The organism is Micromonospora sp. WMMD967, assembly GCF_029626165.1.
In the GTDB taxonomy this organism is placed as follows: Bacteria; Actinomycetota; Actinomycetes; order Mycobacteriales; family Micromonosporaceae; genus Micromonospora; species Micromonospora taraxaci.
Genome location: NZ_JARUBK010000001.1, coordinates 5873874 through 5900608, shown reverse-complemented (window position 1 = coordinate 5900608; position 26735 = coordinate 5873874). Strand labels below are relative to the sequence as shown.

18 protein-coding genes are annotated in these 26735 nt (G+C 71.8%); 15 read left to right on the top strand and 3 right to left on the bottom strand.

The features are described from left to right. Positions 1 to 25: 25 nt before the first annotated feature. The 9 genes from O7631_RS26520 (at position 26) to O7631_RS26480 (ending at position 16356) form a co-directional block, all read left to right on the top strand. Positions 26 to 727: a response regulator transcription factor gene (locus O7631_RS26520; protein WP_278146770.1), complete on the top strand. Its 702-nt coding sequence runs from the start codon at positions 26 to 28 to the stop codon at positions 725 to 727. After that, complete coding sequence (locus O7631_RS26515) at positions 720 to 1736, top strand: ATP-binding protein (RefSeq protein WP_278146769.1); 1017 nt, start codon at positions 720 to 722, stop codon at positions 1734 to 1736. The genes O7631_RS26520 and O7631_RS26515 overlap by 8 nt, the downstream gene beginning before the upstream one ends. Before the next feature lie 575 nt (positions 1737 to 2311). Continuing rightward, positions 2312 to 5197 carry a LuxR family transcriptional regulator gene (locus tag O7631_RS26510; protein WP_278146768.1) on the top strand — a complete coding sequence of 962 codons (2886 nt, stop codon included), beginning with the start codon at positions 2312 to 2314 and terminating at the stop codon, positions 5195 to 5197. 151 nt (positions 5198 to 5348) lie between these two features. After that, positions 5349 to 6365: a hypothetical protein gene (locus O7631_RS26505; protein ID WP_278146767.1), complete on the top strand. Its 1017-nt coding sequence runs from the start codon at positions 5349 to 5351 to the stop codon at positions 6363 to 6365. Positions 6366 to 6517: 152 nt separating this feature from the next. Further along, complete coding sequence (locus O7631_RS26500; protein ID WP_278146766.1) at positions 6518 to 8794, top strand: TOMM precursor leader peptide-binding protein; 2277 nt, start codon at positions 6518 to 6520, stop codon at positions 8792 to 8794. Positions 8795 to 8846: 52 nt separating this feature from the next. After that, positions 8847 to 10310 (top strand): SagB family peptide dehydrogenase, encoded by a 1464-nt coding sequence (locus O7631_RS26495; RefSeq protein WP_278146765.1) that lies wholly within the window; start codon positions 8847 to 8849, stop codon positions 10308 to 10310. Further along, a complete protein-coding gene (locus O7631_RS26490; protein ID WP_278146764.1) occupies positions 10307 to 11116 on the top strand; it encodes a hypothetical protein in 810 nt (269 codons plus the stop codon). Before O7631_RS26495 ends, O7631_RS26490 begins: the two co-directional genes overlap by 4 nt. Continuing rightward, on the top strand, positions 11113 to 13299 hold the full coding sequence (locus O7631_RS26485) for an NHLP family bacteriocin export ABC transporter peptidase/permease/ATPase subunit (RefSeq protein ID WP_278146763.1): 2187 nt from the start codon (positions 11113 to 11115) through the stop codon (positions 13297 to 13299). The genes O7631_RS26490 and O7631_RS26485 overlap by 4 nt, the downstream gene beginning before the upstream one ends. Positions 13300 to 13323: 24 nt before the next feature. Then, on the top strand, positions 13324 to 16356 hold the full coding sequence (locus O7631_RS26480; protein WP_278146762.1) for an ATP-binding cassette domain-containing protein: 3033 nt from the start codon (positions 13324 to 13326) through the stop codon (positions 16354 to 16356). A 6-nt stretch (positions 16357 to 16362) separates the two neighbouring features. Here the strand turns inward: O7631_RS26480 and O7631_RS26475 are convergent, their stop codons facing one another. Continuing rightward, a complete protein-coding gene (locus tag O7631_RS26475; RefSeq protein ID WP_278146761.1) occupies positions 16363 to 17142 on the bottom strand; it encodes a MerR family transcriptional regulator in 780 nt (259 codons plus the stop codon). A gap of 329 nt (positions 17143 to 17471) precedes the next feature. Between O7631_RS26475 and O7631_RS26470 the strand changes: the two genes are divergently transcribed. The 5 genes from O7631_RS26470 (at position 17472) to O7631_RS26450 (ending at position 23078) form a co-directional block, all read left to right on the top strand. Beyond that, complete coding sequence (locus tag O7631_RS26470) at positions 17472 to 17834, top strand: hypothetical protein (RefSeq protein WP_269679669.1); 363 nt, start codon at positions 17472 to 17474, stop codon at positions 17832 to 17834. A 148-nt stretch (positions 17835 to 17982) separates the two neighbouring features. Continuing rightward, on the top strand, positions 17983 to 18357 hold the full coding sequence (locus O7631_RS26465; RefSeq protein ID WP_145780158.1) for a class IIb bacteriocin, lactobin A/cerein 7B family: 375 nt from the start codon (positions 17983 to 17985) through the stop codon (positions 18355 to 18357). A 27-nt stretch (positions 18358 to 18384) separates the two neighbouring features. Continuing rightward, positions 18385 to 19551, top strand: a complete 1167-nt coding sequence (locus O7631_RS26460) for a YcaO-like family protein (protein WP_278146760.1) — start codon at positions 18385 to 18387, stop codon at positions 19549 to 19551. Next, on the top strand, positions 19544 to 20941 hold the full coding sequence (locus O7631_RS26455; protein WP_278146759.1) for a TfuA-like protein: 1398 nt from the start codon (positions 19544 to 19546) through the stop codon (positions 20939 to 20941). Before O7631_RS26460 ends, O7631_RS26455 begins: the two co-directional genes overlap by 8 nt. Positions 20942 to 20951: 10 nt before the next feature. Further along, positions 20952 to 23078, top strand: a complete 2127-nt coding sequence (locus O7631_RS26450; RefSeq protein WP_278146758.1) for a radical SAM protein — start codon at positions 20952 to 20954, stop codon at positions 23076 to 23078. A gap of 567 nt (positions 23079 to 23645) precedes the next feature. Here the strand turns inward: O7631_RS26450 and O7631_RS26445 are convergent. Together O7631_RS26445 and O7631_RS26440 are read right to left on the bottom strand one after the other, a co-directional pair. Further along, on the bottom strand, positions 23646 to 24557 hold the full coding sequence (locus tag O7631_RS26445; RefSeq protein ID WP_278146757.1) for a GNAT family N-acetyltransferase: 912 nt from the start codon (positions 24555 to 24557) through the stop codon (positions 23646 to 23648). Positions 24558 to 24624: 67 nt separating this feature from the next. Beyond that, positions 24625 to 25122, bottom strand: coding sequence for a hypothetical protein (locus tag O7631_RS26440; RefSeq protein ID WP_278146756.1), 498 nt, complete (start codon positions 25120 to 25122; stop codon positions 24625 to 24627). Between the two features lie 119 nt (positions 25123 to 25241). Here O7631_RS26440 and O7631_RS26435 point away from each other — a divergent pair, with 119 nt between their 5' ends. Next, complete coding sequence (locus O7631_RS26435) at positions 25242 to 26714, top strand: hypothetical protein (RefSeq protein WP_278146755.1); 1473 nt, start codon at positions 25242 to 25244, stop codon at positions 26712 to 26714. Positions 26715 to 26735: the final 21 nt, after the last annotated feature.

Here is a 26735-nt window from a genome sequence, read left to right as displayed (position 1 = left end):
GCCCGATGGACCTGCGGGGGAAGAGGTGACGGGGACACAGCGGGTGCTGGTGGTCGACGACGATCAGACCGTGAGTGACGTCATCCGTCGTTACCTGGAGAACGACGGCTTCCAGGTGAGCCTGGCGGCCGACGGCGCGGAGGCGCTGGAGGCGGTGGAGCGGGAGAAGCCGCACCTGGTCGTCCTCGACCTGATGCTGCCCCGGATCAGCGGTCTTCAGGTGTGCCGGCAGCTGCGGGTACGGCCGGACGGCGTACCGATCGTCATGCTGACGGCGCGCGGGGACGAGGCCGACCGGATCCTCGGGTTGCAGCTCGGCGCGGACGACTACCTGACCAAGCCCTTCTCCCCACGGGAACTGGTGCTGCGGGTCCGTTCGGTGCTCCGTCGCGCCGCCGGCGGGCCGGCACCCGAGCGGCCCGAGGCGCTCACCGACGGCGGCCTGGTGGTGCACACCACCTCCCGAACCGCCCACCTCGCCGGCCGCGAGCTGGCGCTGACGCTGCGCGAATTCGACCTGCTCGTCCACCTCATGCGGCACCCGTCCAGGGTGTTCGGCAGGGCCGAACTACTGGAGCAGGTCTGGGGATGGAACTTCGGGGACCACTCGACCGTGACGGTGCACGTCCGCAGGCTGCGCGAGAAGATCGAGGCCGACCCGGCCGATCCGCAGCGGATCGTGACCATCTGGGGCGTCGGCTACCGCTACGAGCCGACCCATGCGTGACCTACTGCTGATCTTCGCGATCGCCCTCGGCGCGGCGCTGGGCATCGGACTCGCCGGCGCGATGCTGCTCCGTGCGCTTCGGCGCAGGTCGATCACCGTGCACCTCAGCGTTCTGCTCACCACCACAGTGGTCGCCGTCGCGGTCGGGGTGATGGCGGTCGCGGAGGCGATGTTCCTCTCCCCACACGACCTTGAGGTCGTCCTGATCACCGTCGCGGCGGCAGCGGTGGTCAGCCTCGCGGTCGGCGGGCACTTCGGCCGCCGGCTGGCACGCGCCGCGGTCTGGCGCGACCAGGCCCGCGAGCGGGAACGACAACTGGAGAAGGGTCGGCGTGACCTGGTCGCCTGGGTCTCGCACGACCTGCGTACGCCGCTCGCCGGGCTCCGGGCCATGGCCGAGGCGCTGGAGGACCGGGTGGTCCGTGACCCGGACACCGTCGACGACTACCACCGACGGATCCGCCTGGAGACCGACCGGATGACCCGCCTCGTCGACGACCTGTTCGAGTTGTCCCGGATCAACGCGGGCGCGCTGCGGTTGTCGTTGACGGCGGTGCCGCTCGGGGAGGTGGTGTCGGACGCGCTGGCCACCACGTTCCCGTTGGCCGACGCTCGCCGGATCAAGCTGGTCGCCAGCGAGTCGGGGTGGCCGACGGTCGCCGCGAGCGAGCCGGAGCTGGCGCGGGTCGTCGCCAACCTGCTGTTCAACGCCGTCCGCTACACCCCGGAGGACGGCACGGTACGCATCGAAGCCGGCCGCGAGGAGGACCACGCCTGGCTGTCGATCGCCGACACCTGCGGTGGCATTCCCCCGGCGGACCTTCCACGGGTGTTCGACATCGCGTTCCGCGGTGAGCCTGCCCGCACCCCCGGCCCGGGCGACGGTGGGGCGTCCGGAGGGCTCGGCCTGGCCATCGTCCATGGTCTGGTGGAGGCGCATGGTGGTCGGGTCGAGGTGCGCAACACCTCGGACGGCTGCCAGTTCATGGTCCGGCTGGCCACAGCCTGAGGGAACGGTCGGCAGGGTCGTCGTACGACCCGGCCGACAGCTTTCCCGGGACGGCGCCGCGGTCGTTTCCCTACGCGCTTTCCGGTCTTTGTCTCCCGGTTGCCGGTCGGGTTGTCGTGGTGCCTTGAAGGTCAGCCGAAGGCGGGCAGAAGGCGACCTGCTTCAAGTCATTCGGTGGTTGACAAGAGTCGTGCGGGCAGGTCTTTGTAAATGACTGTGGCCACCGGTGGGACTCCGCTGCGAACGTGACGCCTTCGGGTGTTTTGCATAGGCGTTCATGATTTCGGTGGTATCCGGATGGGTGCAGACCGGGCAATAGCCCGTCTGGCCTGCGTGGGATTCCTATTTCGCCCGCGACTTCGTCGCGTGTGTCAGGGCCGGGTGGGTGAGGGGTGGTTTACCGGGTTTCAGGGATATTGTTCGGTCCATTTCTACGGCTTCTGCGGCGAGCTCGAAAACAACCTCCACCGTGGTGTCGGGCGGTGGAATGGAAGCAGGCATCTTCGACATTCGATGGCTCTCCGGTATAGTGACCATTCCCCTTTCAGTGTGCCGGAAAGTGTCTGATCTGCGTGATGACATCTGGGCTGGAAAATGCGTCAACAGGCCTGCGCTTCGTCGGGCGGCGACCACAGTTGGCGCGTATCGAGAGAGCCCAGGACGGTGCCCTGAGCCGGGGCCGGCAGATGGTCTGCGAGGTGGTCGGGGAACCGGGCATCGGCAAGACCCGGTTCGTCCGCGAGGCACTGGAACGGTGCGTCCCCGCCGTTCCCCGAGCGGTCGGCACGTGCGCGCCGGACGAGCGAGGCGTTCCCTTCCACGTGTTCCGGCACGCCTTCACCGAGGGGCAGCCGCTCCGCCGTGGGCTCCGTCTCGGGCGGTTCACCGGGGAGACCTGGATGGAGTCCGCCGCGGCGGAGCCACCGGGTCCGGTGCGGCCGTCGGACGCCCAACGGTTTCGTACCTACCAACTGGCCCGCCGGCTGATCGGCCTGGCGGCCCGGGACGGTCTGGCGCTTGTCCTCGACGATCTGCACTGGGCGGACGAATCCTCCGCCGGCCTGATCGCCCACCTCCTGCGCTATCCGGTGCCCGCCCCGCTCCTGCTCGTGCTCGTCTACCGCCCGCGGCAGATGGCGACCCCGATGCCGTTCGGTCCACCGGACTCCCGGGAACAGGCCGAGGCGGAGCCGGCGGCACACGACCGGATCGAGCTCGACCCGCTCAGCCTCGCCGAGGTCGCGGCGCTGCACCCGCACGTCGACGAGGCGGAACTGCGGGTTCGGTACGACGTCACCGGCGGCAACCCCGGTTACCTGGCGGCGCTGCCGGGCGGCCCCGCGTCGGACGGCGTCGACCCGATCCGCGAAGCGCAGGGGGCCTGGTTGTCCGACACCGTGGTGGCCGTGCTGCGCCGTGAATGGGCGGATCTGCCGTCCGTCGAGCTGACCTGTCTGCGGGCCGGGTCGGTCGTCGACGCGCCCTTCTCCGCTGACCTGCTCGCCGCGATCGCGCAGGTGCCGACGGCACGTGCGGTCGAGGCCGGCTGGCGGTTGGCCCGGCTCGATCTGCTTCGCCGGGTGCCCGGCACCGGACGCTTCGCCTTCCGGCACCCGGTGCTGCGGATGGCTGTCGCGCAGGACACCGACCCGGCGTGGCGGGCGGAGGCCTCCGCGCGGGCGCTCACCGCGCTGGTCGAGCTGGGCGCGCCACCGACGGACCAGGCCCGCTACGCGGAGCGCCTGCTCGCCCTGCCGAACGGCCGCTGGGCCGAACGCTGCGTCGACGTGCTCTGCCAGGCCGCCCAGGAGATCCGCCGCGAGACGCCTGACCTGGCCATCCGCTGGCTGCGGCTGGCGCTGCGGGCGCTACGGCCCACGGCCGGCTCGACGCAGCGCCGCCGGGACGTGGCGCTCGCGCTCGCCCAGATCACCGGGGAGGCGGGCAACCTGCTCGAGAGCAGGGCCCTGCTCCAGGAGATCGTGCCGCTGTTCCCCGCCGACCCGCAGGGACGACGGGCGCAGGCTGTCGCACTCTGGGCGCGCGTGGAACGCCTGCTCGGCAACTACCCGGAGGCGGCGGCGATCAGCCGACGCGAGCTGGCCGCCCTGCCGGCCGGCACCACACCCGGCGTCGGCTACCGACTCGCCACCGAGATCGACGTCGCCGGCATCCTGGCCGGCCGCCGTCCGGCCGCCGGTCCGCCCGACGGGCTCACCGGTGACCCCGGCGGCGGCTCCGCCGTCGACCGGGCAGGCCTGCTCGCCGTACGCGGCCTGGCCGCCGTGCACGACGGCGCACTCGACGACGCCCGGGGCTTGCTCGACGAGGGCGCCCGGATCGTCGACGCGCTGCCGGACCGGGACGTACGCGACCACCCCGACTGCCTCACCGCGCTCGGCCTGACCGAGTTGTACCTCGAACGGCAGGCCGACGCGGCGCGGCACCTCGACCGTGGGCTGACCCTCGTCCGTGCCTCGCACCGGGACGACGGGCTGTGCCAGTTGCTGCTCGGTCGTAGCCAGGTCGCCTACCACGGCGGTCACCTGACCACGGCCATCGGCCTGGCCACCGAGGCGGGGATCGTCGCCCGGCGCATCGGCAGCCACCACCTGCTGAGCTTCGCCCTGGCGTTCGAGGCGGAGGCGACCGCTTGGCGTGGTGGCCCTCGCGACGACGACCGGGCGGTGGCGCTGGCCCGCAGCGCCGTCGGGATCGCCACCGACCTCGCCACCTGGTGTGGTCGTACCGCCGTGTTGGCGCTGGCGACCGCGGCACTGCTGTCCGGTGATCCCGCGACCTGTGCCGAGCTGGTGTTCTCGGCCGGCGGCGACAGCCGGCTGAGCCGCCTGCAGACCACTCTCCGGCCGATGTGGTTCGAGCTGCTCAGCGCCGCCGCGCTCGCCGCCGGCGAGGTGACCGAGGCCGAGCGGCAGGCACGGCGGGCGATGGCCGAGGCCGACCAGATCGGCCTCGCCGGGCAGCGCGGCTTCGCCGAGTCGGCGTACGGCGAGGTGCTGCTCGCCCGTGGTGAGGTCCCCGCGGCGCTGCTGCACCTGGATGCCGCGGCCGACCTGTTCCGCGCCGGCGGGATGGCACTGCGGCGCAGTCTCGCGCTGGCCTCCCTGGCCCGTGCCGCCGAAGCCGAGGGCCAGGCCGGCCGGGCGGCGCGGGCCCGCCGGCGGGCGCTGGAACTGGCCGGATGGTGTGGCACGGAACGGGTGGGCCTCCGACTGGCCCGCCCGGTCGGTCCGGCCGAGGTGGCCGCCCTGACCGACCGGGAATGGCACATCGCCCGCCTGGCGGCGACCGGGGCCACCAGCCGACTGATCGGGCGGCAGCTGAACATCAGCCCCCGCACCGTGGAGGCGCACCTGACCCGGATCTACCGCAAGGCGGGCGTCGCCTCCCGCTCCGGTCTGGTCGCCTGGGTCGCCCGGCTCGATGACACCGATCGGTGACCGCGAACCGGGCCCGATGACGTCGTTCGGTGCAACGCCGACGGGCCCGGCAACACGAGGCCGCGCCGCCCCCGGCATGGCCCGAGAGTCGCTCACATACTCGACTGCATCGGGCGCGATTCCCGTCGACCGGTGGTGGATGGAGGACGAGATGCTGGGCAGAAGATCCGTCAGGAGCCCGCGTACCCTCGCCGCGCCGGTGCCGCTCGCCGCCGCCGTGGTGGCGCTGCTCGTGCTGGCCGGCTGTGGTGGCGAGCCGGTGGACGCCGCCACCCCGTCGACCGACGGTTCGGCCACGTTCGGTCGCGAGCGGGCCGCGCTGGTGCTCACCGCCTTCGACCAGGCCGACTCGGCCGCCTCGGTGGCCGGCGACGTCGAGGCGCTGCGGACCCAGGAGGTGTCGCCCTCGCTGGACCTCAGCATCGCCGCGGTCCGCCGCGCCGCCTACAACCAGCGTCCGCAACCGTCGTTCCAGCACATCAACCCGGCGTTCGCCGTGCCGCCCGGCGACCCGGCCTGCTTCCTGGCCACGGCCACCCTCAAGTTGAGCGGCTCGGAACTGGCACCCACCGACGTCAGCCAGTTCGTGCTCGGCGACGACGGCCAGTGGAAGCTCAGCCACAACGTCCAGGTCACCCAACCCTCGCTGGTTGTCGCCCGCAGCATCGACGGCCGACCCGCCGCGCAGGGCGGTACGGCCCTGGACGAGACCAGCCGCCGGGCCCTCGCCGCCGAAGTCTTCGCCCGCAGCATCGGCTCCACGACGAGCAACCGTTCCCTCGTCGCGTCGAGTCCGCTGCTCGACGGCCAGTTCGCCGGTGGGTGGGAGGTCTACGGGCAGCAGCTCGCCGGTGTCGGAGCAGCGGTGCAGCGGACGATGGACCGGGCCGAATGGTCCGACTGCGCGGTAGCGGTGCCGTCCGGCACGCTGGCCTTCCTGACGATCCACGCCACCGACACGCTGCGTCCGGCACCCGGCGGCCCGGCTACCGTCACGATGGTGCCGCAGAGCCCGGATCTGATCGCCACCGGTCATCGCGCGGCGATCAGCGGTAAGTCGATCCGGGTGACCCGGGTGGAAACGTTCCTGCTGCTCGTACCGGCACAGGCCACCGGCACCTCGGTGTTGGGGCTCAACGACACCGCGTTGACCGTCACCACCGGCTGACTCGACCGCCGCCCGTTCCGGTCGCCGCCGACGGCAGAAACCGGTGGCATCACTCGGACCGGACACCGGTGGACCGCGACGATGGCAGCAGCCGTGATCGCCGGCAGAGGGCCGGCGGTGCCACGGTCCGGCCACCAGGCTCGGGAGGAACCATGTGGCGTCCGCGCTTCCGATCGGACTACGCGCAGGTGCGGCTGCCCGACGGCCCGCTGGTGGTGCTGGGGGAGACCCGCAGCCTGATCATCGACGACCCGGTCGCCGCGGACCTGGCCGACCAGCTCGACGGCGTCGAGCCGTTGGCCGACGTGGTGAACCGGCTGGCCACCCGGCACCCGGTCACCGCCGTCGCCGCAGCCCTCGCCCGGCTACGCGACCACGGCCTGCTGGTGTCCGGTCCGGCGGGCACCTCACCGGCGGAGGCCGCCGGATGGGACGCCCGGGGTGTCCCGCCCGAAGCAGGGCACCGGTGGATGGCCGAGGGATCCGTCGCCATCGTGGACCTCGGCGCGCCCCGGGTGACGGAGACCGCCGACGCGCTGCGTGCCCTCGGACTCGCCGTCACCGTGGTCGGACCGGACGCCACGGACGACGTGCCGGTCACCGCCCAGGTGCTGGTGCTGCCCTCGTCGATGCTCGACCCCCGACTGGCGCAGGTCAACGACCGCCACCTGGCGGCCGGTCGTGCGTGGACACTGGCCCGACCCCACGGCAACGTCGTCCTCCTCGGCCCGCACCTGGTGCCCGGTCGCACCGGCTGCTGGGCCTGCCTGCGGCAGCGGTGGCAGGAGAACGAACAGGTGAACGCCTTCCTCGACGGGCAGGACCTGGTCGGTCCGCCGCCGCAGCCGGGCCGGGCGGTTCTGCCCGGCCTGGCCACAGCGGCGGCCGGGCTGCTCGCCACCGAACTCGCCGTGCTCGCCGTCCGGGGCTCGTCACCCCGCCTCACCGGCCGGATGGTCGCCCTGGACACCAGGGACCTGAGCATGGAGAGCCACCAGTTGGTACGCCAGCCGCAGTGCCCCGCCTGCGGCGACCCGGACCTCGTCGGCAAGGCCGAGCCACGGATCGACCTGCCGCCGACCGGCGCCCAGCCCAGCCGGGGCGAGGACTCCCGCACCCGGGAACCGGCGGAGGCGTACGCCGCTCTGGCCCACCACGTCAGCCGGTACCTGGGCGTGGTGAGCCGACTGACCCCGTTGGAGGCGACCGACAACGGCGTCACCCACACCTACTCGGCCGGGCACAACTTCGCGCAGCCCCGCCAGCTCGCCGGGTTGCGGCGCAACCTGCGCGGGCAGAGCGGCGGCAAGGGCCGCACCGACCTCCAGGCGCGGATGAGCGCGATCGGGGAGGCGGTGGAGCGCTACTGCGGGGTGTGGCGCGGCGACCGCCCGGTGCACCGGGCGACGTACCGCCAGCTCGGTCCGGACCGCGCCGTGCACCTGCGGGAGCTGCTGCTGTTCTCGGAGCGCCAGTACGCCGAGCGGGACCGGCTCAACGCCGACCTCGGCCACCTGCACCGCGTACCCCGCGAGCTGGGTGACGAGGTGGAACTGGACTGGACGACGGGCTGGTCGCTGACCCGGGGCACGCCACGCGAATTGCCCGCCGCGTACTGCTGGTACGGGCATCCGGAGCTGACCGGGCTCGGGGTGTGCTCGGCCGACTCGAACGGCTGTGCCGCCGGTGGCACCCTGTCCGAGGCGATCCTGCAGGGCTTCTGCGAGCTCGTGGAGCGGGACAGCGTCGCCCTGTGGTGGTACCACCGCTCGCGGATGCCCGGGGTGGACCTCGCCTCGTTCGCCGACCCGTGGACGGCTGCCTGCGTCGACCACCACGCCACCGTCCTGGGCCGTGAGCTGTGGGCCCTCGACCTGACCGCCGACCTCGGCGTGCCCGTGTTCGCCGCCGTGTCCCGGCGATCCGACGGCGGGCCGGAGGACGTCCTGGTCGGCTTCGGCGCGCACCTGGACGCCCGGGTCGCGCTGACCCGGGCGCTCACCGAGGTCAACCAGTTCCTGCCCGCCGTTCCCGGGCCCACCTCCGACCGCAACAGGTACGGCGTCGACGATCCGGACACCGCACTGTGGTTCGGCACCGTTCGGGTGGCCGATCAACAGTGGCTCTCCCCGGACCCCACCCGGGCGCCCCGCACCGCCGCCGACCACCCGCGGCTGACCACCGGGGACGTCGGAGACGACGTGCGGCGCTGCGTACGCCGGGCGGAGCGGGCCGGCCTGGAGGTGATCGTCGTCGACCAGTCCCGTCCGGACGTCGACCTGGCGGTGGTGAAGGTCGTGGTGCCGGGTCTGCGGCACTTCTGGCGCCGGCTCGGTCCCGGTCGGCTGTGGGACGTGCCGACCCACCTCGGCCGGGGCCCGCTGGCGGCCGACGAGACGGCGGCCAATCCGCTGAACGTCTTCTTCTAGCGAGGGGTGCGCAGATGACCACCGTGGTGGGACCGGCCGGTCGGCGGTCGTCGTGAGCGGCACCGTCGGCGGCCCACCGATCCAGGAGTCGTACCGGCTGCGCCGCGACGCGGAACTGCGCCTCGACGAGGACGGCTCGCTGACCCTGCGGCAGACCCGCTTCCAGCTCACCCTGGAGCGACCGGGCATGGGCCGGCGGGCACTGCTCCTGCAACTCGCCGCCGACTGGGTCAGCGACGTCGAGGTCGGCCGTCTGATCAGCGGTCTGGAGGGGGAGAGCCGGGTGCTGGCCGCCCAGTTGCTGCTGCGCCGGTTGCTCGCCCACTCCTGGCTGGAGCGTCGCCTCCAGGTCGACGACCGTGCGCTGCTCGACCTGGTGCCCACCGGACTGGGGCGGGGCAGCCTGCCGGAGAGCCGCCCGCACACACCCGGGGCGCGGCACCGGCTCTCCCGCTTCGCCACCCTTCAGCACGAACAGGGCCGGCTGGTGGCCGCCTCGCCGCTGAGCACCCTCGCCGTCGGCTGCGCCGACGTCGCCCTCGGTGCGGTGCTGGTGGCCGCCGTGCCCGGCGTCGGACCCGACACGGTGGCCCGCACGCTCGGCGTGCGACCGGCGGCCGCCGGCCGGGTGCTCGACGAGTTGGTTACCGCCCGGATCCTGGTCACCGAAGCGGAGTTCGAGGCGGAGTGCGACGATGCGCCACTGGCCTACTGGTCCCCCGAGGAGCTGCGGCTGCACCACCGCTCCCGGGCCGGCCGGCACGCGCTGCCGGTGGGGGGCACCTACCGGATGCGGGAGCGCTTCGCCCCGCAACCGCTGCGTCGCCCGTACGACGGTGGTCGCGCGATCGACCTGCCGGTGCCGGACCTGGCGACGATCGCCAAGGTGGAACCCGCCTTCAGCCAGATCGTGGCGGAGCGGCGCAGCGTACGCGAACACGACGACTCCGCGCCGCTGCCGCTGGAGCGGCTGGCGGAGTTCCTGTACCGGTCGCAGCACACCAGCGCCGTCGGCGAGGCCGGTGGGCAGGAGGTCGGTCATCGGCCCTACCCGGGCGGCGGCGGGGTCTACGAGCTGGAGATCTACCCGCTGGTCGCGCGGTGCGCCGGGCTGGATCCCGGGCTCTACCACTACGACGCGGTCGGGCACCGGCTGGAACCGGTCGCCGGCTGGGGGGCGGCCGCCGACCGGTTGCTGGCGTACGCCCGGGCGGCCGGCGCCATGCCCCGGCCGCCGCAGACGGTCCTGATGGTCACCGCCCGGGTCCAGCGGCTGATGTGGAAGTACGAAGGGATGAGCTACGCCATGATTCTCAAGGACGCGGGAGTGCTGACCCAGCAGATGTATCTCGTCGCCACCGCCATGGAGTTGGCACCGTGCGCTCTCGGCGCCGGGGACTCCCAGGCCTTCGCCGAGTTGTCCGGGCTCGACCCGCTGGTCGAGCCGAGCGTGGCCGACTTCCTGCTCGGCTCGCGCCGCGCCGCCGGCCCACCCGCGACGGAGGGCCGGTCATGAAGTTCCGGCGACAGGCGCTGCGCCAGCTGGAGGCCCCCGAGCAGTTGGACCGGGCCGTCCGGCTGACCACAGTGCCGCACTGGCTGGCCACCGCCGCGCTGGTCATCGTGGTGGTCGCCGCGGGCGTCTGGTCGGTACGCACCGTGGTGCCCCGCACCGTCGAGGCGGCCGGGGTGCTGATCCACTCCAACGGGATCTCCGCCCTCGACGCGATCGACAGTGGTCAGGTCACCAAGGTCTGGGCGTCCCCACACCAGCGGGTGGCCAAGGGCACGCCTCTCTACAGCCTGCGCACGATGGACGGCAAGGTGGTGGTGGAGAACGCGCCGGGTGACGCGTACGTCGTGGCCTGGCTGGTGTCGGAGGGGGAGATCGTCACCCCCGGCACGCACCTGGCGGATCTGGAGCGGCTCGACACCGCCGGGGACGCGTTGCAGGCTGTCGTCTACGCGCCCGCCGTCGCCGCCCCGCTGCTGCAACCCGGTGTGCCCGTCGAGGTGGCCGCCGCTGCGGCACCCCGCAACGTGTTCGGCACCCTGGCCGGTCAGGTGGCCACCGTCGGCGCGTTCCCGGAAACCGAGGCGTCGCTGCGTGCCTTCCTGGGCACCGGGCCGGACGTGCGGCGGCTGCTGGCGCACGGCAGCGTGATCCGGGTGACCGTCGCCCTGGTGCCCGACCCGGCCGCTCCGGGCGGCCTGCGCTGGACGAAGACGCCGCCACCGTTCCAGCTCAACTCGGCGAGCGAGGTCACCGCCTGGTTCACGGTGGACGAGGAACACCCCATCGACTGGTTGCTGCGGCGATGAGCGCGCCGTCGACAGCGGTCCCGAACGCACCGGAGCTGCCCAGGATCCGGCGTCGACGGGTCCGCACGCCCACCCTGATCCAGATGGAGGCGGTGGAGTGCGGCGCCGCCGCGCTCGGAATCCTGCTCGCCCACCACGGCCGGCACGTGCCGCTGGAGGAGTTGCGCCGGGTGTGCGGCGTGAGCCGGGACGGCTCGACCGCCGCCACGGTGCTCAAGGGCGCCCGCCGGTACGGGATGGTGGCCAAGGGTTTCCAGATGGACCTGGCCGGCCTGGCGACCGTGGCGCTGCCGGCGGTGCTGTTCTGGCGGTTCGAGCACTTCGTGGTGCTGGAGGGACTCGGCCGCAACAAGGTCTTCATCAACGATCCGGCGACCGGCCCCCGGGCGGTGAGCTGGGAGGAGTTCGACGGGGCCTTCACCGGCATCGTGCTCACCATGGAACCCGGGCCGGAGTTCCGCCCGGGCGGCACCCGTTATCGGATGGTCCGGGCGTTGGCCCAGCGGTGGCGCGGCCCGGGGTCGGCGATCGCACAGATGCTGCTGCTCGGGCTGCTGATCGCCGTGGTCGGTCTGACCATCCCGGTAATGGCCCAGGTCTTCGTCGACCGGGTGCTGCTCCAGGAGGACCAGGCCGCGTTCGCCGGCCTGGTGGCGGCGGTGGCGGTGGCCACGGTGCTGACCTTCCTGGCCAGTCTGCTCCAGCAACGCCTGACCGTACGCGCGGAGACGGCGCTCGCCCTCGCCAGCGCCGCCCGGTTCTTCCGACATCTGCTGCGGCTGCCACCGTCGTTCTTCGACCAGCGCCAGGCCGCCGACCTCGGCCAGCGGGTCCGCGGCAACGACGTGGTCGCCGAAGTGCTCACCCGTCGCGCGGCCACCACGGTGGTGGACACCGGCCTCGTGCTGGCGTACGGGGCGCTGCTCTGTCAGTACGACCTCCTCCTCGGCCTGTGTGCGGTGGTCCTCGCCGGGCTGAACGTCACGGTGCTGCGCTACGTCGCCTCGACCAGGTCGATCGCCGTCGCCGGTCTCCAGGCGGATCGCAGCAAGTTGGTGACCACCGTGTACACCACGGTCCAGCTGATCGAGACGGTGAAGGCGGGGGGCGAGGAGGAGCGGGCGGTGGCCCGGTTCGCGGCGCGCCACGCCACCGTCGCCTCCCGGCAGCAGCGGCTGGGGGTGCCCACCGCCGTGCTCTCCGTCCTGCCCGCGTTCCTCGCCTCGGGGACCACCGCGGTGCTGCTCGGGCTGGGCAGTCGACAGGTCGTGGCGGAGTCGATGACGGTCGGCGTGCTGGTCGCCATGCAGAGCCTGGCCGTCGCGATGAACCGACCGCTGGGCAACCTCACCGCCCTGGGTTCCCGGTTGCAGGACATGAGCGCCGACCTCAACCGGCTGCGTGACGTGGAGCGTTACCCGCTGCCGTCCACCGAGGAACGACCCGCCGGACCGCTGACGCCGTTGGAGGGGCATCTACGCATCGAGAACGTCACCTTCGGCTACAACCCGCTGGGCCGTCCACTGCTGGAGGACTTCAGCCTGGACCTGCCACCGGGTGCCCGGGTGGCGCTCGTCGGGCGGTCGGGCAGCGGCAAGTCGACGGTGGGGCGGTTGGTCGCCGGTCTCTACCGCCCGTGGACCGGCCAGGTCACTGTGGACGGCCTCGACCGTCCCGCCACCGACAACGGTCTCTGGGCGGCGACTGTCGCCCTGGTGGACCAGGACCAACGGCTGTTCGAGGGGACGGTCCGGGACAACGTCACGATGTGGGACCTCAGCGTCGCCGACGAGGACGTCGTCACCGCGCTGACCGACGCGTGTTTCTACGACGAGGTCGCGGCCCGCCCGGGCGGTCTGGCCAGTCCGGTACGGGAGAACGCCCGCAACTTCTCCGGTGGCCAACGGCAGCGACTCGAGATCGCCCGCGCGCTCGTCCGTAACCCCCGGGTGCTGGTGCTCGACGAGGCCACCAGCGCGCTGGACGCCGAGACCGAACGCCGGATCGACATGCATCTGCGCCGGCGGGGGGCGACCTGCCTCATCGTCGCCCACCGCCTGTCCACGGTCCGCGACTGCGACCTGATCGTCGTGCTGGACGGCGGCCGGGAGGTGGAGCGCGGCACCCACGAGCAACTGGTCGCCCGCGACGGCGCGTACGCGCGGCTGGTCCGGGACCAGTGACCACGACGACCCGAGGAGACGCTGATGAGCGGCGAGGTGGAGGAGGACCCGGGCGGCGGCCTGATCGGCTACTGCGCCGACGGCGTACGCCAGGTCTGCCGCCTGGACGGCCCGGTGGCCGGCTGGCTGGTGACCGGCGGCGAGGCCGACCTGTTCGCGGTGCGCCGGGCCGGGCTGAGTCCGTCCCGCCGCCACCATGTGGCCCGGCTGCCGGCGGGTGGTCTGGTGCCGACGTCCACCGCGCTCGGTGCCTGGCAGTTGATCCTGGTGCCGTTGCCCGGTGCGGAGTTGCGCGGGCTGTCCCAGCGACACCTGTCCCTGTTGGAGCGGCACGTCCGGCTCGACCGGCCGGCGGACGAGGGGCCGTCGCCTCGGGCGCGGACCGCCGCGACGGAGATGGTCACGGCGGTGGACCTGGTGTTGGTCACCGTCGCCGACGCGCTCCGTCGCGGGCAGGCACCCCGGGAGGCGTCCACCCTGAGCGGGCGCGAGATCGTCTCGCTGGCGCAGGGCAGCGCGCTCACCTCCACCGGAGGCGCCTGGTGGCTGCGTAGCGCCGGTGGGCAGCTGCGACGCAACGACGGTGGCCCGGTGGAGATGTCCGGGGAGCACGAGCTGCTGCTGATCGCCGAGCGCGACTGGGTGGTGGCCGAGTCGGCGTGCGCGGTCGAGAGCCACGGCAGCTGGGACCTGCTGGTCGCCGGCCAGCTCCGGTCGGCGGTCGACCAGCACGTTGCCCGGCTCCTGCGCGTGGTGGAGAGCCGGATCGAGGAGGCCGACGCCGCCCTGCTGAGTGGGGTGCGGCGTCGCCGGCAGGTCGACGCCGCCGTGCTCGCCGCGGCGGCCCGCCGGTCGATCGGGGTGATCGGCGCGGGCGGAGCGGTTCCGGTGCCGGACACCGAGGCCGGTTTCGACAGGTACGGGCGGGCCGCCTCGGTGGTCCGGGTGGTCACCGAGGGCCTGGGCAGCCCGGTCAACGAGCCGGCCGACCGCAGTGGCGCGGTGCTGGACGACCGGGCCGCGGTGCACGCGGTGTCCCGAGCGTCCAGCCTGTTCCTGCGTGAGGTGCGACTACCGGAGCGGTGGTGGCGCCGGGACCTCGGGCCGCTGGTGGGTTGGCGGGTCGGCGTCGACCCGGAGCGGGCCGTCGCGGTGCCGTTGGTGTTTCGGCGACGTCGCTACCACCAGGTCGACCCGGACACCCGCGCGCGCAGTCCGATCGGCGCGGCGGTCGCGGCGACGTTCGCCGTCGAGGCGACCCAGGTGCAGGCCCCACTGCCGCCGAGCGCCCGGATGCGTCACCTGCTCCGGGCCGGGCTCGTCGGCGCGGGCCGCGATGTTCGTGGCCTGCTGCTCGCCGCAGCCTGCGTGGCGCTGCTCGGCCTGGGGGTGCCGCTGGCCACCGGCGAGGTGCTCGGCCAGTTGGCCCGGCGGGGTGAGGTGGACGGCCTGGTCGGGTTCGTCGCCCTGATGCTCAGTGCCGCGGTGGTCGCCGGGCTGGTCGGCGTGGTGCAGAACCTACGGTTGCTGCGGTTGGACGGCCGGTTGCAGTCCGGCGCGCAGTTGGCGATCTGGGACCGGCTCCTGCGTCTGCCGGCCCGGTTCTTCACCGGCCGCAGCAGCGGCGAGATCGCCAATTCGATGTTGGGAATCTCGTTCGTCGGTGAGGCGCTGAGCGCGTTGCTGCCACAGCTCGTCTCGGCGGCGGCGACCGTCGCGGTGACCCTCGGCATGCTCCTCGTGGTCGAGCCCGTGCTCGGTCTGTGGGGGGCGGGAATCGTCGCCGTCACAATGCTGACCTTCGGCGCCTTCGCCGTGTTGATCGTCCGCCAGCAACGGTCCGCGCTGCCCGCGGAGCACCGGGCGGCGGCGATGACCAACCAGTTGCTCGGCGGCATCGTCAAGATCAAGGTGGCGGCTGCCGAAGCCCGGGCCCACGCCCGCTGGTCGGAGGTGGCCGCGACGGCCCGGGCGGCGCTGCAACGGGTCCGGCAGAGCCAGGCGGGTCTGGTCGCCTTCGCCACCGTGCTGCCGATCGCGGGGCAGCTGGTCCTCTTCGCCGTGCTGATGGGGCCGCTGGCCGGCCGGATCGCACCCGCCGACTTCTTCATCCTCAACGTCGGCTTCGCGATGCTGCTCGGCGCGCTGCTGGTGCTGGTGTCGGCCGGGGTCGAGGTGATCGCCGCAGTGCCCCGGCTGCGCAGCCTGAACGACATCCTGCGCGCCGACCCCGAGGCGCGGCCGGACAAGGTGGACCCGGGCGAGCTGCGCGGCGAGATCGCGCTGCACCGGGTCACCTTCGCCTACCAGCCGGACGAGCCGCCGGTGCTCGTCGACATCGACCTGCACGTCCGTCCGGGTGAGTTCGTCGCCATCGTCGGGCCGAGCGGCTGCGGCAAGTCCACCCTGCTGCGGCTGCTGCTCGGCTTCGAACGCCAGCAGCAGGGCGCGGTGCTCTACGACGGCCAGGACCTCTCCGAACTCGACGTGCACGCGGTCCGCCGACAGTGCGGGGTGGTCCTGCAGGACGGCCAGCTCTTCGCCGGCTCGGTACGGGACAACATCTGCGGCGCCGGGAGTTTCCCCCTGGACCAGGTCTGGGACGCGGCGCGCATGGCCGGCCTCGCCGACGATCTGGAGGCCCTCCCGATGGGGATGAGCACGATGGTGCCCTTCGGTGGTGGGACGCTCTCCGTCGGGCAGCGCCAGCGGGTGCTGATCGCCCGCGCGCTGGCTCCCCGGCCCCGGATCATCTTCCTCGACGAGGCGACCAGCGCCCTGGACAACCGCACCCAGGAGGTGGTGACCCGCAGCACCGCCACCCTGGCCGCGACCCGGTTGGTCATCGCCCACCGGCTGTCCACGGTCCGTGCGGCGGACACCATCGTGGTCCTCGACGAGGGGCGGATCGTCCAGCGGGGAAGCTACGACGAGCTGATGGACCGACCGGAGGGGCTGTTCCACAGGTTGGCGCGACGACAACTGTTGAGCGAGCCGGACCGGGCCGAGGCCGTGGTGGAGGACCGGCAGTCGGACGGGCAGCCCGCGACGAGCTGACCCCGGTCAGCCGTTGTCGATGACGGTGCCGTCGTCCAGGCACACGTCCGTGTCGAGGTGGTTCTCCAGCAGCTCCGCCACGTGCGTCTCGGCCTGGTTCTCCGCAGCGAGCCGGAACGCCTCGGTGAGCACGTTGACCACACCCTGGGTCAGTAACAGGGTTTCCCGGTCGAGGTCGGCCCAGGACGTCCCGGTGCCGCTGCGCACCAGCTCCGGCGCGAGGGCCAGCAGTCGGGCGGTGACGGCGGCGACCAGCTCGTCAGCGACCGGCCGGAGGCTGTCCAGCACCTCACTGAGGGTCTGCAGTGCCGGCACCGTACCCACGCGTACCCGGTGGAGGTCCAGCGCGGCGCGCAACGGTCGTGGTCGGACGGTGCGGACGCTGCCGTCGGTGGTCCGGCCGATCACGCCGTGCCGGGTCAGCGCGTGGGCCAGCGCGGGACGGTCGGCGGTGAGCCGTTGCAGCATCGCGGTCAGACCGTCGGGCGCGTCGTCACTGGCCCGCACCCCGAGCATCGCCTCGATGGAGACCAGGTTGAAGCCCTGCCGTTGCAGGGCGAGGATCGCGTCCAGCCGGCGGACGTGGGAGTCGTCGTAGAAGGCGGCCCGACCGTGCCGCACCGGCGGGGGCAGCAACCGCCGGGCCTGGTGGGCGCGGATGTTGCGAGGCGACATCCCGACCTTGCGGGCGAGTTCCTCCACGCTGTACCCGGCCGGGCCGCCGGGCGTCGTCGTCACCTGGTTGATGGTCACGGTGGCCTCCGGCAGCACTCGGTGGCGGAACATGGCACCCCGTCGGACCGCTGTCACGACGGGCGGTCCGTTGATCGCAGCCTAGGTGCGATCAACGGACCGTAACAGGCGAGGAATTACTACTTGTTCACAGTGATGACAGTCTCTAGAATCGCAATCCGTCGCACGCCGCCGACTCCCAATTACCCGGCTTTCGCCGCAGGGTGACCTATTCGCGGCCACATTCGATGAAATCCCCGCTCGTGGCGCAGCCCGGATCTGCCGGTGGCCCACGATGAAGCGAAACCGGCGGCCCGGAAATCCCGCGCCGCCGGACGCCGGGGCGTCGCCGCCGGCGGCCGATCATCGAAGGGAGCAGGGGTGTGACACCTGTCGATCGTGCGGTCTTCGTGGCCGCGTACAGCCGGTTGGTCGCCGAGGTCTGGGCCGACCCGGTCAAGGAGCAGGCCCTCGGTCGGGACCCGCGCGGGTTCCTCGCCGGCTACGGACTCGAGCTGCCCGAGGACGTGCAGGTCCGGGTGGTTCGGGACGCCGCCGACACCGATCCTGACCTGGAGGTTCAGGTCGAGTCGTGGGAGTCGGCGGCCACCACCGGCACCTTCGTGCTCTTCGTGCCGTCGCTGCTGCCGGTGGCCCAGGCGGAGCTGGCGGAGGACGAGCTGGACAGCGTCGTCGCCGGTCTGGACTCCAGTTGCGCCTGCTGCTGCCCGTGCTGCTGCACCTGACACCGATGTCTGCCGCCCGGCGGCCCAAACGGCAGATTCTGATGGCAGTAACACGAAATGCTTGATTGCCGAACCTCGATCTTCTTAGCGTTCTCCACACAGAAATGACCGCTCGCCCCCGCAGCGTTCCCCAGGAGAGGACCAAACGATGAGCAACGACGGACAGGAATACGGCGCGAGGTTCGTGACCAAGTATTCGGAGCTGGTAACCGCGGTGTGGCGCAGCGACGAGGAACTGCAACGCCTGCTCGCCGACCCGACCGGCTACGCCACGGCGGCCGGCCTGCCGGTCGAGCCCGGTTCCCGGGTCGAGGTCGACCGCGCCCAGCCCGCCACGCTCTACACCAAGGAGCAGATCGTCTCCGACTGGGCGGGCACGCCCGGCCTGCACGTGCTGCACGTGCCCGAGGTGCCGCTGGTCGACCTCAACGAGCTGACCGAGGCCGAGTTGGAGACGGTCGCCGGTGGCGTCGCCCCCATCGCCGACAACAACGTCAACATCATCGCGGTCCTCATCCTCTGAGTTCCCCCACCACCGCCGGGAGCCTCGATGACTGACACGACCGAAACCATCGCCTTCCGATCCGGCACCTACCGGACGGCCAGCGTGGAGCAGACCTGGGAACGGGTCGGTGGGACGCTCGACCGATTCCGGATCACCCGGGTCGCCGACATCACCCGACTCGACGAGATCGGCCTACCGGTGCACGTCGCCTACCGGCCGGTGGGAGCCACCATGGCGGTGAGCGTCGGCACCGGCGCCACCGCGACGCAGTCCCGGGTCAGCGCGGTGATGGAGAGCATCGAGTCCTGGCATGCCGAGAACCTCCGGCCGGGGACCGTCGTGCGGTCCCCGGCCGCGGCGCTCGACCTGCCGTACGACGTGCGGTGGCTGCACCTGGCCGAGCGGTCGCCGGTGACCTCCGCCGTCGAGCTCGACTGGGTGGCCGGCCGTGGCCTGGTGACCGGTGCGCCCTGTCTGGTGCCACGCGCCACCATCGAACTCGACTTCACCATCCGAAGGGGCTGGGACCGCGCGCTTTTCACCCCCAGCAGCAACGGCCTGGCCACCGGCAACACGTTCGCCGAGGCCAGCCTGCACGCCCTGCTGGAGGTCGTCGAACGGGACTGCATCGCCCCGTACTGCACCTCGCCGTTGGCCGAGCGCACCTACGCCGACCCGGGCACCGCCACCAACGCGATGACCCGCACCGTGCACGACGCGCTGTTGCAGGCGGGCTGCTGGGTGGAGATCTGCGACATCAGCAACGCGATCGGCGTGCCCTGCTACGCCGCGTCGATCTGGTCCCCGGACCTGCCGGTCACCTTCGGTGGCTTCGGCTGCCACGTGGACCCGCAGATCGCCGTCGGCCGGGCCATGTCGGAGGCCGCCCAGTCACGACTGGTCATGGTCTCCGGAGCACGTGACGACATCGACGCCACCGCGTACCACGACGTGGGTGCCCCGCCGGTGCCGCCTCCGACCGTCGACCGGCCCGTCGAGCCGGTCCGTCAGGACCTCCCGCCCACGGGAGACGTGACCGAGGTCCTGCGTGAGCTGGCATCCCGCGTGCAGCGGATCACCGGCGTCGAGCCGTTCAGCGTCGACCTGACGCACGACGACATCGGCATCGCGGTGAGCAAGGTGTTCGCCCCCGGCCTGCGGATGTTCGACGAGCGGGCCCTGAGTACCCGACCGGGAGTGCCCCGTGACTGACGTCGTCTTCATCGGTCCGAGCCTGCCGATCGACGAGGTCGGCCGGTTGCTGCCCGACGCGGTGGTGCTGCCGCCCGTCGCGCACGGCGACCTGCTCCGCCTGGACGTCGTCGCCGGCGACCGGGTGCTCGTCATCGACGGGTTCTTCCTGCAACACCCGCCGGTCCGCCACCGGGAGATCCTCGACCTGCTCGACGGTGGGGTGACAGTGGCCGGTGCCGCCAGCATGGGCGCGTTGCGCGCCGCGGAGCTGTGGCCGTTCGGGATGCGGGGCGTGGGCGAGGTGTTCCAGCTCTACCGCGACGGCGTCGTGACCGGCGACGACGAGGTGGCGGTGGTGCACGGGCCCGCCGAGGAAGGGCACCGCACGCTCAGCGAGCCGCTGGTGAACATCCGGGTCCAACTGCGCCGCGCCGTCGCCGCCGGAGCGCTCGACGACGCCGAGGCCGCACTGCTGCTGGACGCCGCCCGGGAACTGCCCTTCCGGCGGCGGTCGTACCGCGCTTTGGAGCGCACCGCGCCACCCGAACTGGCGGCCCTGGTGGACCGATTCGTGACCTGGCACCGGCAGGACCCCTGGGACGCCAAGGGCGCCGACGCGCGGCTGCTGCTGTCGATGGCGGCGGACGACGCGCCTGAGCTGTGCCCCGCACACGCCGGTGACCAACCGATCGACAACCTGCACACCCGCTTCCTCGACAGTTGGCGATCACGGTTCGCCGGGCAGTCGACCGGTGGGCACTGGGTCAGCGACCGGGAGGCCGCCGCGGTGCTGATGCTGCTGCACCCCGAGGAGCCGGCCTGGCACCGACGGGAGGTGCTGGCCGGGCTCGCCGGTGTCGACGTCGCCGACCCGGCCGCCGAGGAACGGGCGTACGAGGTGGCCCGTCAGCGAGGCCTGGCCACCATTCCGCCGAGCGAGCACGACTGGCTGACCGACCGGGAACGAGACCTCGACGACCGCGAGGCCGTGCTGCGGGTGTTGGTGCGGGCGTTCGGCACCACGCCGCACCGGAGCCTGGCGCTGTGGATGGTCGCGGCGCCGCTGCGTACCCCCGCGCTGCTCGCCGCCGCACGGCAGGTAGCGGCCACCGCAGCGTCGCTCAACGAGACAGTCGTCCCGCGTACGACCGGGCACCGTCGCCCGGGCAGCCGGCTGCACTTCCGGACCGAGGTCGTCGACGCGTGCTTCGCCGCGCTGTGGGGCTGCGACACCGACGAGTTGGAAGCTGCGGCATGGGACCGGGGCTTCGTCGACCTGATGGCGTTCCGGTACGCCGCCGAACCACTGGTCGCGTACGTCAAGGCGTTCGGCGCCCCACGGCTGCCGGAGGTGGCGCAGCCCGCGCCGGAAGACACCCTGGCCGGTTCCGCGGCCCGGGTCGGCTGAGGAGGAGTCGATGAGCGGCACCGTCAAGGCGGCACTGATCTACCCCCCACTGACCGATCCCACCTCGGGATACCACTCCCTGAACTACCTCGACTCGTACGCCCGCGCGCAGGGACACCGACCGGCGGAGATCATCGACGCCAACATCGAGGCGTTCCACCACTCGTACACGCCGTCGGCGTACGAGTGGTTGCAGCGGGAGCTGTCCCGGCTCTCCGTCGACGACCTCAGCGGCCCGGACGCGCTGATGGCCAAGGCGAACCTGCTCAACCTGCCCGAACCCGACCCGGACCGGTTGCGCAGGTCGATCGGGGTGTTGCAGGACCCGACACTGTTCTACGACTACCGGCACTACCAGGACGCCGTCGAGGGCGTGATCTCCTGGATGGACACGCTCGGCGCGGTGGGTTTCCCCGGGCAGTTCCACGCCGGCTTCCGGCTGCACCCACCGCCGATGATCTCGATCGGTTCGGTGGCGGCGCTGACCGACGAGGCGCTGCTCGGCCGGCTCAACCGGCCCTTCCAGCCGTACTACGAGGACGTGCTGATCCCGCGCCTCGCCGCCGGCGGTAACCAGGTGATCGGGATCAGCGCCACCTACCAGTGGCAACTGCCGTTCGCGCTCTGGATCGCCCGGCTCGTCCGGCAGGCCTGCCCGGACGTCTTCCTCATCGCCGGTGGCACGGAGATCTCCGACGTGTGGAAGTGCGCCAGCAAACCGGAGTACGTCTTCCAGGTGCTGGCCGACTTCGACGCGATAGTGGTCGGCGAGGGGGAGAGCGCGTACACGGAGATCCTGGACGCGGTGGCGACCGGCACCCTGCCGGCCGGGCATCCCAACGTCCGCCTGCATCCCAAGTACGGCCGGCAGCGTCAGCTGCCGCTGCGCTACGAACGCCTGGCGCAGGTGCCGGTCCCGGACTTCTCCGGCCTGCCCTGGGATCTCTACCTCAGCCCGGAGAAGTTCGTCTACTACTCGCCGACCCGAGGCTGCTACTGGAACAAGTGCACGTTCTGCGACTACGGCCTGAACACCGACGGACCCACCAGCCCGTGGCGGCAGGACACCGTGGACACGATGATCGCGGACGTCACCGAGCTGTCGAAGTTCGCCAAGTTCATCTACTTCTCGGTGGACGTGCTCGCCCCCGCGACCATCCTGCGTTTCGCCGAGCGGGCCGTCGAGCAGGGGCTCGACTTCCGCTGGGGCGCCGAGATCCGGCTGGAGAAGTACTGGTCCGACGAACGGTGTGAGCTGTTGCGGCGCAGCGGCTGCGTGGCCATCTCGGTCGGCTTCGAGTCCGGAAACCAGCGCATCCTCAACCTGATCGACAAGGGCACCAAGCCGGAGCAGGTACGCCGCACCATGACCGCGATGACCAAGGCCAACATCGGCGTACAGATGATGGGCTTCACCGGCTTTCCCACCGAGACCCGTGAAGAGGCGCTGGACAGCATCACGTTCCTGCGCGAGAACCCGGACCTGTGGACCCTCGGCGGGCTCGGCGACTTCATGCTGACCCCGGGCGCCATCGTCGCCAAGGAGCCGGACCGGTTCGGCATCACCAACGTGCGACCGGTGGAGGGCTCGGACATCGTTCGGATGCTCCAGTACGACGAGCCGGTGACCGAGGCGGCGCAGGAGGAGGTCGCCCAGGCCAAGGCCGGTCTCAACCCCGGGCACTTCCACCGTCCGTGGCTGGGCAGCACCGACACGCCGCACACGTTCTTCTACCACGACCGCTACGGCACGGCGGTACGCGGCGTGCTCGCCCACGATCGGGTCCGACACGAAACCGACGACCAGACCCAGTTCCTCGCCAACGGCACCTTCGTGGACCGCGACGACGAGCAGGTCTGGGAGGCGTACCGGCGGATCCGGTCCGACGACCAGGACGGCGTCCCGGGCGACCTGCCGGCGGACCGGCACCTGTTCCGTCGGGCCGACGGCCAGGTGTACGCGCTCAACCGCAGCAGCCGACTGTTCCTCGACCTCTTCGCCGCGCCGCTGACCCTCGCCGACGCGCAACGTCGGCTGTGGATCGTCGAACCGACGGTTGCCGACCGGGTCTGGCGGACCTTCATCGGGCAGCGGCTGATCCGCCGCCACCAACTCCCGAGCGAGGCGGCGCCGTGACGCAACCGCCGGGTACGGCGGGCGGGGCGGCTCGCATCTGGCCCGGTGCGATCAGCCAGCCAGCTACGCCCAGGGCGGAGAATGCCCGCCCACGTAGGCCCGAGCGCGTGGCAGCGGGTCACGCCAGTACTGGTCCGGCATACGGTGGTGGTGATCCGCGCAGAACTCCACGAGATCCACCGTGATCCTGACGGATTCCAGCGGGTGCCCTTCGAAGCGTGCGTTGGCCTGATCCGCCCGTTCCCACGCGACGCGCTGATCTGATCGCTCGATCGCCGTCCGACGAAACGCTCCCGCCGCCTCTGCTGCCATCACGCCGAGGCTAGTGGGTCTGCGCTGTCAGGTGGCAGCGCACGGCAATGACCGGTCAGGACGTGTCGACCGGCGGTGGCGTCCACGAGGTGGTGCGCATCCTCCACTGTGCGACATGATCAAGTGATGAGAAGTAGGTCAGAAATGGCTCTGCGACCTACTTTTCATCACTTGACCATGAAAGCGCGTCGGTGCCCGGCTCAGGCATGCAACCACGGCAAATCGCCGTAGGCGTGCTGCATGGCGACGGCGGGGTCAGCGGACGATGACAAGGTTGGCCATGTCGACGACCGGTCGGTAGCCGAGGGCAGCGTAGATCCTGTTCGAGGTCGGGTTGGCCTGGTCGGTGAACAGGCAGACCCGTGCGCCCTCCGCCTGGATCTGCCGGGACACCTCGGCTACCGCGTTGCTGGCCCAACCACGGCCGCGCTGGCTCGGCGGCGTGTACACCGGGCCCACGCGTGCCACCCCGAACGACGGTGGGTTGGCACCGGTGAGATGCACCGGCTGCCCGGTCTCGTCGACCCAGAACCACAGCCGTCCGGCTCGAAGCCGGCGCAGCAGCTCTTCGCGCTCAGGCGTGTCCTGCGTAGTGGTGTTGCGCGGTCGACCCGCCTGCTCGTCGGCATCGCCCTTGAACGCGACGTACCACCGCGTGACCAGCTCCACGTCGTCCTCGGTCGCGACCACCAGGCGGCCGGGCACGGGTGGCGGGCAGGTCAACTCGCCGAGCTCGTGCAGCCGGCTGTGTTGGGCGACCTGGACTCGACCCCCGACGAGCCGGGTCAGTTCGGTGGCGAACAGGTCGACTGCGGGCAGGGCCCCGTTGACCGCGAGCACCTCCTCGTCGCGCCCGTGCAACGCGTGGGCCAACGCGACGGCCGCCTCATCAGGCATGGGCAGCAGGAACGGCGGATAGGGGACATAGGGCGCCGTGCGCATCCCGGCACCGACCACGGCGCCGGAGTCGTCGACGACCGCCAGCCACCAGTCGCGGTCCGAGTGCGGAATCCCCGCATTACGCTGCGACAACAGTCGGTGGGTGATGGTGGTGACGACAGTGCAGCCGATCGGATCGGCGCGCAGGTAGTCGTCCGCTGCGACGAGGAATTCTCCGGGATCGGTGAAGAACCGCAGCCGCAGCCCGGCCATCTGGGTAGCGCTCATCCGCGTACGGTAGCGACAGCGGTGCCGCATCGACGCGGAATTTCGCGTGCCCAAGATCCGCAACCACTCACCGACCCGGATCGGTGGCGACGATCCCGGAGTCCAGCAGATCGACTGCCGTCTCGACGGTGAGCGCGAACTCGTCCGGCGGGATCCTGGCGACGAAGACCTCGCCCAAGCCCTCCGGGAAGGAATGGCTTGCTCGCCAGAACGCGAAGAGGATCACCAGGGTCTGTTCGAGGTATGCGTACGTGGAGACGCTGTCGAGGGTCTCGCCCCACCGCATGAACCAGAAGTGCTCCGCAAACCCGGTCTCGTCGGCTTGCAGCAGCCGGAAGGTCTCCTCCGGGCTGTGGCCGGGAAACGGGCACGGCTTGATGTCACGTCGGCGCACCCGTGCCGCGCTTGACCGCATGGCGAAAGAGAAGGACGGGACGAAGGCGGAGTTGTCGTCGACGGTCAGCCGTCTGCCAGCCACCCAGACGTCGACGGCGCGGAGTGCGGGCGACTGAATCTCACCAACCTCCACGGCGAAGGTGGCCCGGTCGCCGAAGCAGCGTCTCATCGGCACGAGAGCCTAGCAACGGACGCCGCGTGCCATGGGGTGGGCGTAGGGTGCCACCGATGACCGGTGACGCCGTGCTGGAACGATCTCCCTCACCTTCACCGCTGGTTCGAGGGATCGTGAGGAACCCGACGGCATCGGCCGACGTCCTGCTGCGTCTGGTGCAGACGTGGCCGGAGGAGGCGTGCGAAGGGCTGCGCGGCCGCCACGAGCTGCCACCGTCGTTGCAGGACGCGATGCTGCGTCATCCCTCGACCCAGATCCGCGCAACGCTGGCCACGCATCCGCACGTCGCTCCTCTGGTGCGCGCCAAGTTGCTGGGCGACGCGGATTGGCGGGTGAGGATGAGCGCCTTCGGCCGGCCCGGGCAGGAGGCGCTGCCGGACGACGTCCTGGTCGGGCTGTTGACCGAGCTCGACAATCCACCTTCCGACCTGCCGTTCAGCCGCGAGGAACTGATCGGCGAGCTGCGTGCGGCGACGGGGTATGACCAACGTCTGGTGCGGCTGGCCGCCGCTCACCCCCAGCCGGGTGTGCGCCGGTTCGCGGCCGGTCTCCTGGATCAGGTGGACGAGCGGTCGCGCCAGGCCCTGCTGGAGGATGCGGTGCCCGAGGTGCGTGCGGCGGCTACGGCGGCCGTCGCCCGCCAGCAGCGGGTGATGAAGCCTGCGGACCTGCCGGACCAGCACTCCCACGCATTCTGGTACGTGCTCCAGCGCCCGCTGTCCCGGGCGCTGGTCGACCAGGTGGTCGCCAGCGGTGACGTCGCGGCGCTGCGGGTGATGGGCAGGAACGCCTCAGTGCCACCAGACGCGGTCGAGAGGTTGCTGCGTCACCCCGACCCGTCGGTGCGGCAGGCAGTCAGCGGTCGTCCGGACCTGACCGGCGACCAACTGCTCGCGCTCGCCGCCGATCCAGCGGTCCAGGTGCGCACCGAGGTCTCCACCCATCCCGGCCTCACCGAACAGCAGCGGGCCGGCATCGGCATCGATGTCACCACCGCGCCGGGCGACGGACACTTCGGCCTCGCGTGCGCTCGCTGTTGCGGGATCCCGCCTTCCGCCGACGCCGCCGTTCCGGCGCTCGCCGATGCATTGCGGTGGGCTCGATCGGTCAATCCGCTGCTGCGCCGCAGAGCGGCCCGCAACGCCGAGTTGCCGGCGCAGGTCGTCACCGTCCTCGCTGACGACCCCGACCGTGGCGTACGGGTCCTGCTCGCTCAGCACCACCCGGCCGCGCCGCCGGCGCTCCTGCTCCGCTGCTACCTGGAGTACCACTGCTGCGGCCGGGATCGACTCAGCCGACTGCCGCAGTTTCCCGTCGAGGGACTGGCCCGCTTCGCTGACGACCCCGACCCGGCGGTACGGCGGCTCGTCGCCCTCGACCCCCGTGCCGACCCCGAGATCGTCGAACGCCTCACCGCCGACCCCGATCCGACAGTGCGGCAGGCCATGGCGGGCAGTCCTCGCCTACCGGCAACGCGGCTCGCCGCACTTCTGAACGACGGTGAACTGGCTGAGGCAGCCGCGGCCAACCCGGCCCTCCCGATCGACCAGATGCGGCAGATCCTGCGCAGGTTGGCTGCGGTCTGATTCCCGTCGACACACTGCATT

Bases quoted from the DNA above. Each gene is read 5' to 3' on its own strand.
- O7631_RS26445 (WP_278146757.1), bottom strand. From the start codon at position 24,557: ATGAGCGCTACCCAGATGGCCGGGCTGCGGCTGCGGTTCTTCACCGAT.
- O7631_RS26440 (WP_278146756.1), bottom strand. From the start codon at position 25,122: ATGAGACGCTGCTTCGGCGACCGGGCCACCTTCGCCGTGGAGGTTGGT.
- O7631_RS26450 (WP_278146758.1), top strand. From the start codon at position 20,952: ATGAGCGGCACCGTCAAGGCGGCACTGATCTACCCCCCACTGACCGAT.
- O7631_RS26475 (WP_278146761.1), bottom strand. From the start codon at position 17,142: ATGTTCCGCCACCGAGTGCTGCCGGAGGCCACCGTGACCATCAACCAG.
- O7631_RS26480 (WP_278146762.1), top strand. From the start codon at position 13,324: ATGAGCGGCGAGGTGGAGGAGGACCCGGGCGGCGGCCTGATCGGCTAC.
- O7631_RS26510 (WP_278146768.1), top strand. From the start codon at position 2,312: ATGACATCTGGGCTGGAAAATGCGTCAACAGGCCTGCGCTTCGTCGGG.
- O7631_RS26505 (WP_278146767.1), top strand. From the start codon at position 5,349: ATGCTGGGCAGAAGATCCGTCAGGAGCCCGCGTACCCTCGCCGCGCCG.
- O7631_RS26500 (WP_278146766.1), top strand. From the start codon at position 6,518: ATGTGGCGTCCGCGCTTCCGATCGGACTACGCGCAGGTGCGGCTGCCC.
- O7631_RS26485 (WP_278146763.1), top strand. From the start codon at position 11,113: ATGAGCGCGCCGTCGACAGCGGTCCCGAACGCACCGGAGCTGCCCAGG.
- O7631_RS26490 (WP_278146764.1), top strand. From the start codon at position 10,307: ATGAAGTTCCGGCGACAGGCGCTGCGCCAGCTGGAGGCCCCCGAGCAG.
- O7631_RS26465 (WP_145780158.1), top strand. From the start codon at position 17,983: ATGAGCAACGACGGACAGGAATACGGCGCGAGGTTCGTGACCAAGTAT.
- O7631_RS26515 (WP_278146769.1), top strand. From the start codon at position 720: ATGCGTGACCTACTGCTGATCTTCGCGATCGCCCTCGGCGCGGCGCTG.
- O7631_RS26460 (WP_278146760.1), top strand. From the start codon at position 18,385: ATGACTGACACGACCGAAACCATCGCCTTCCGATCCGGCACCTACCGG.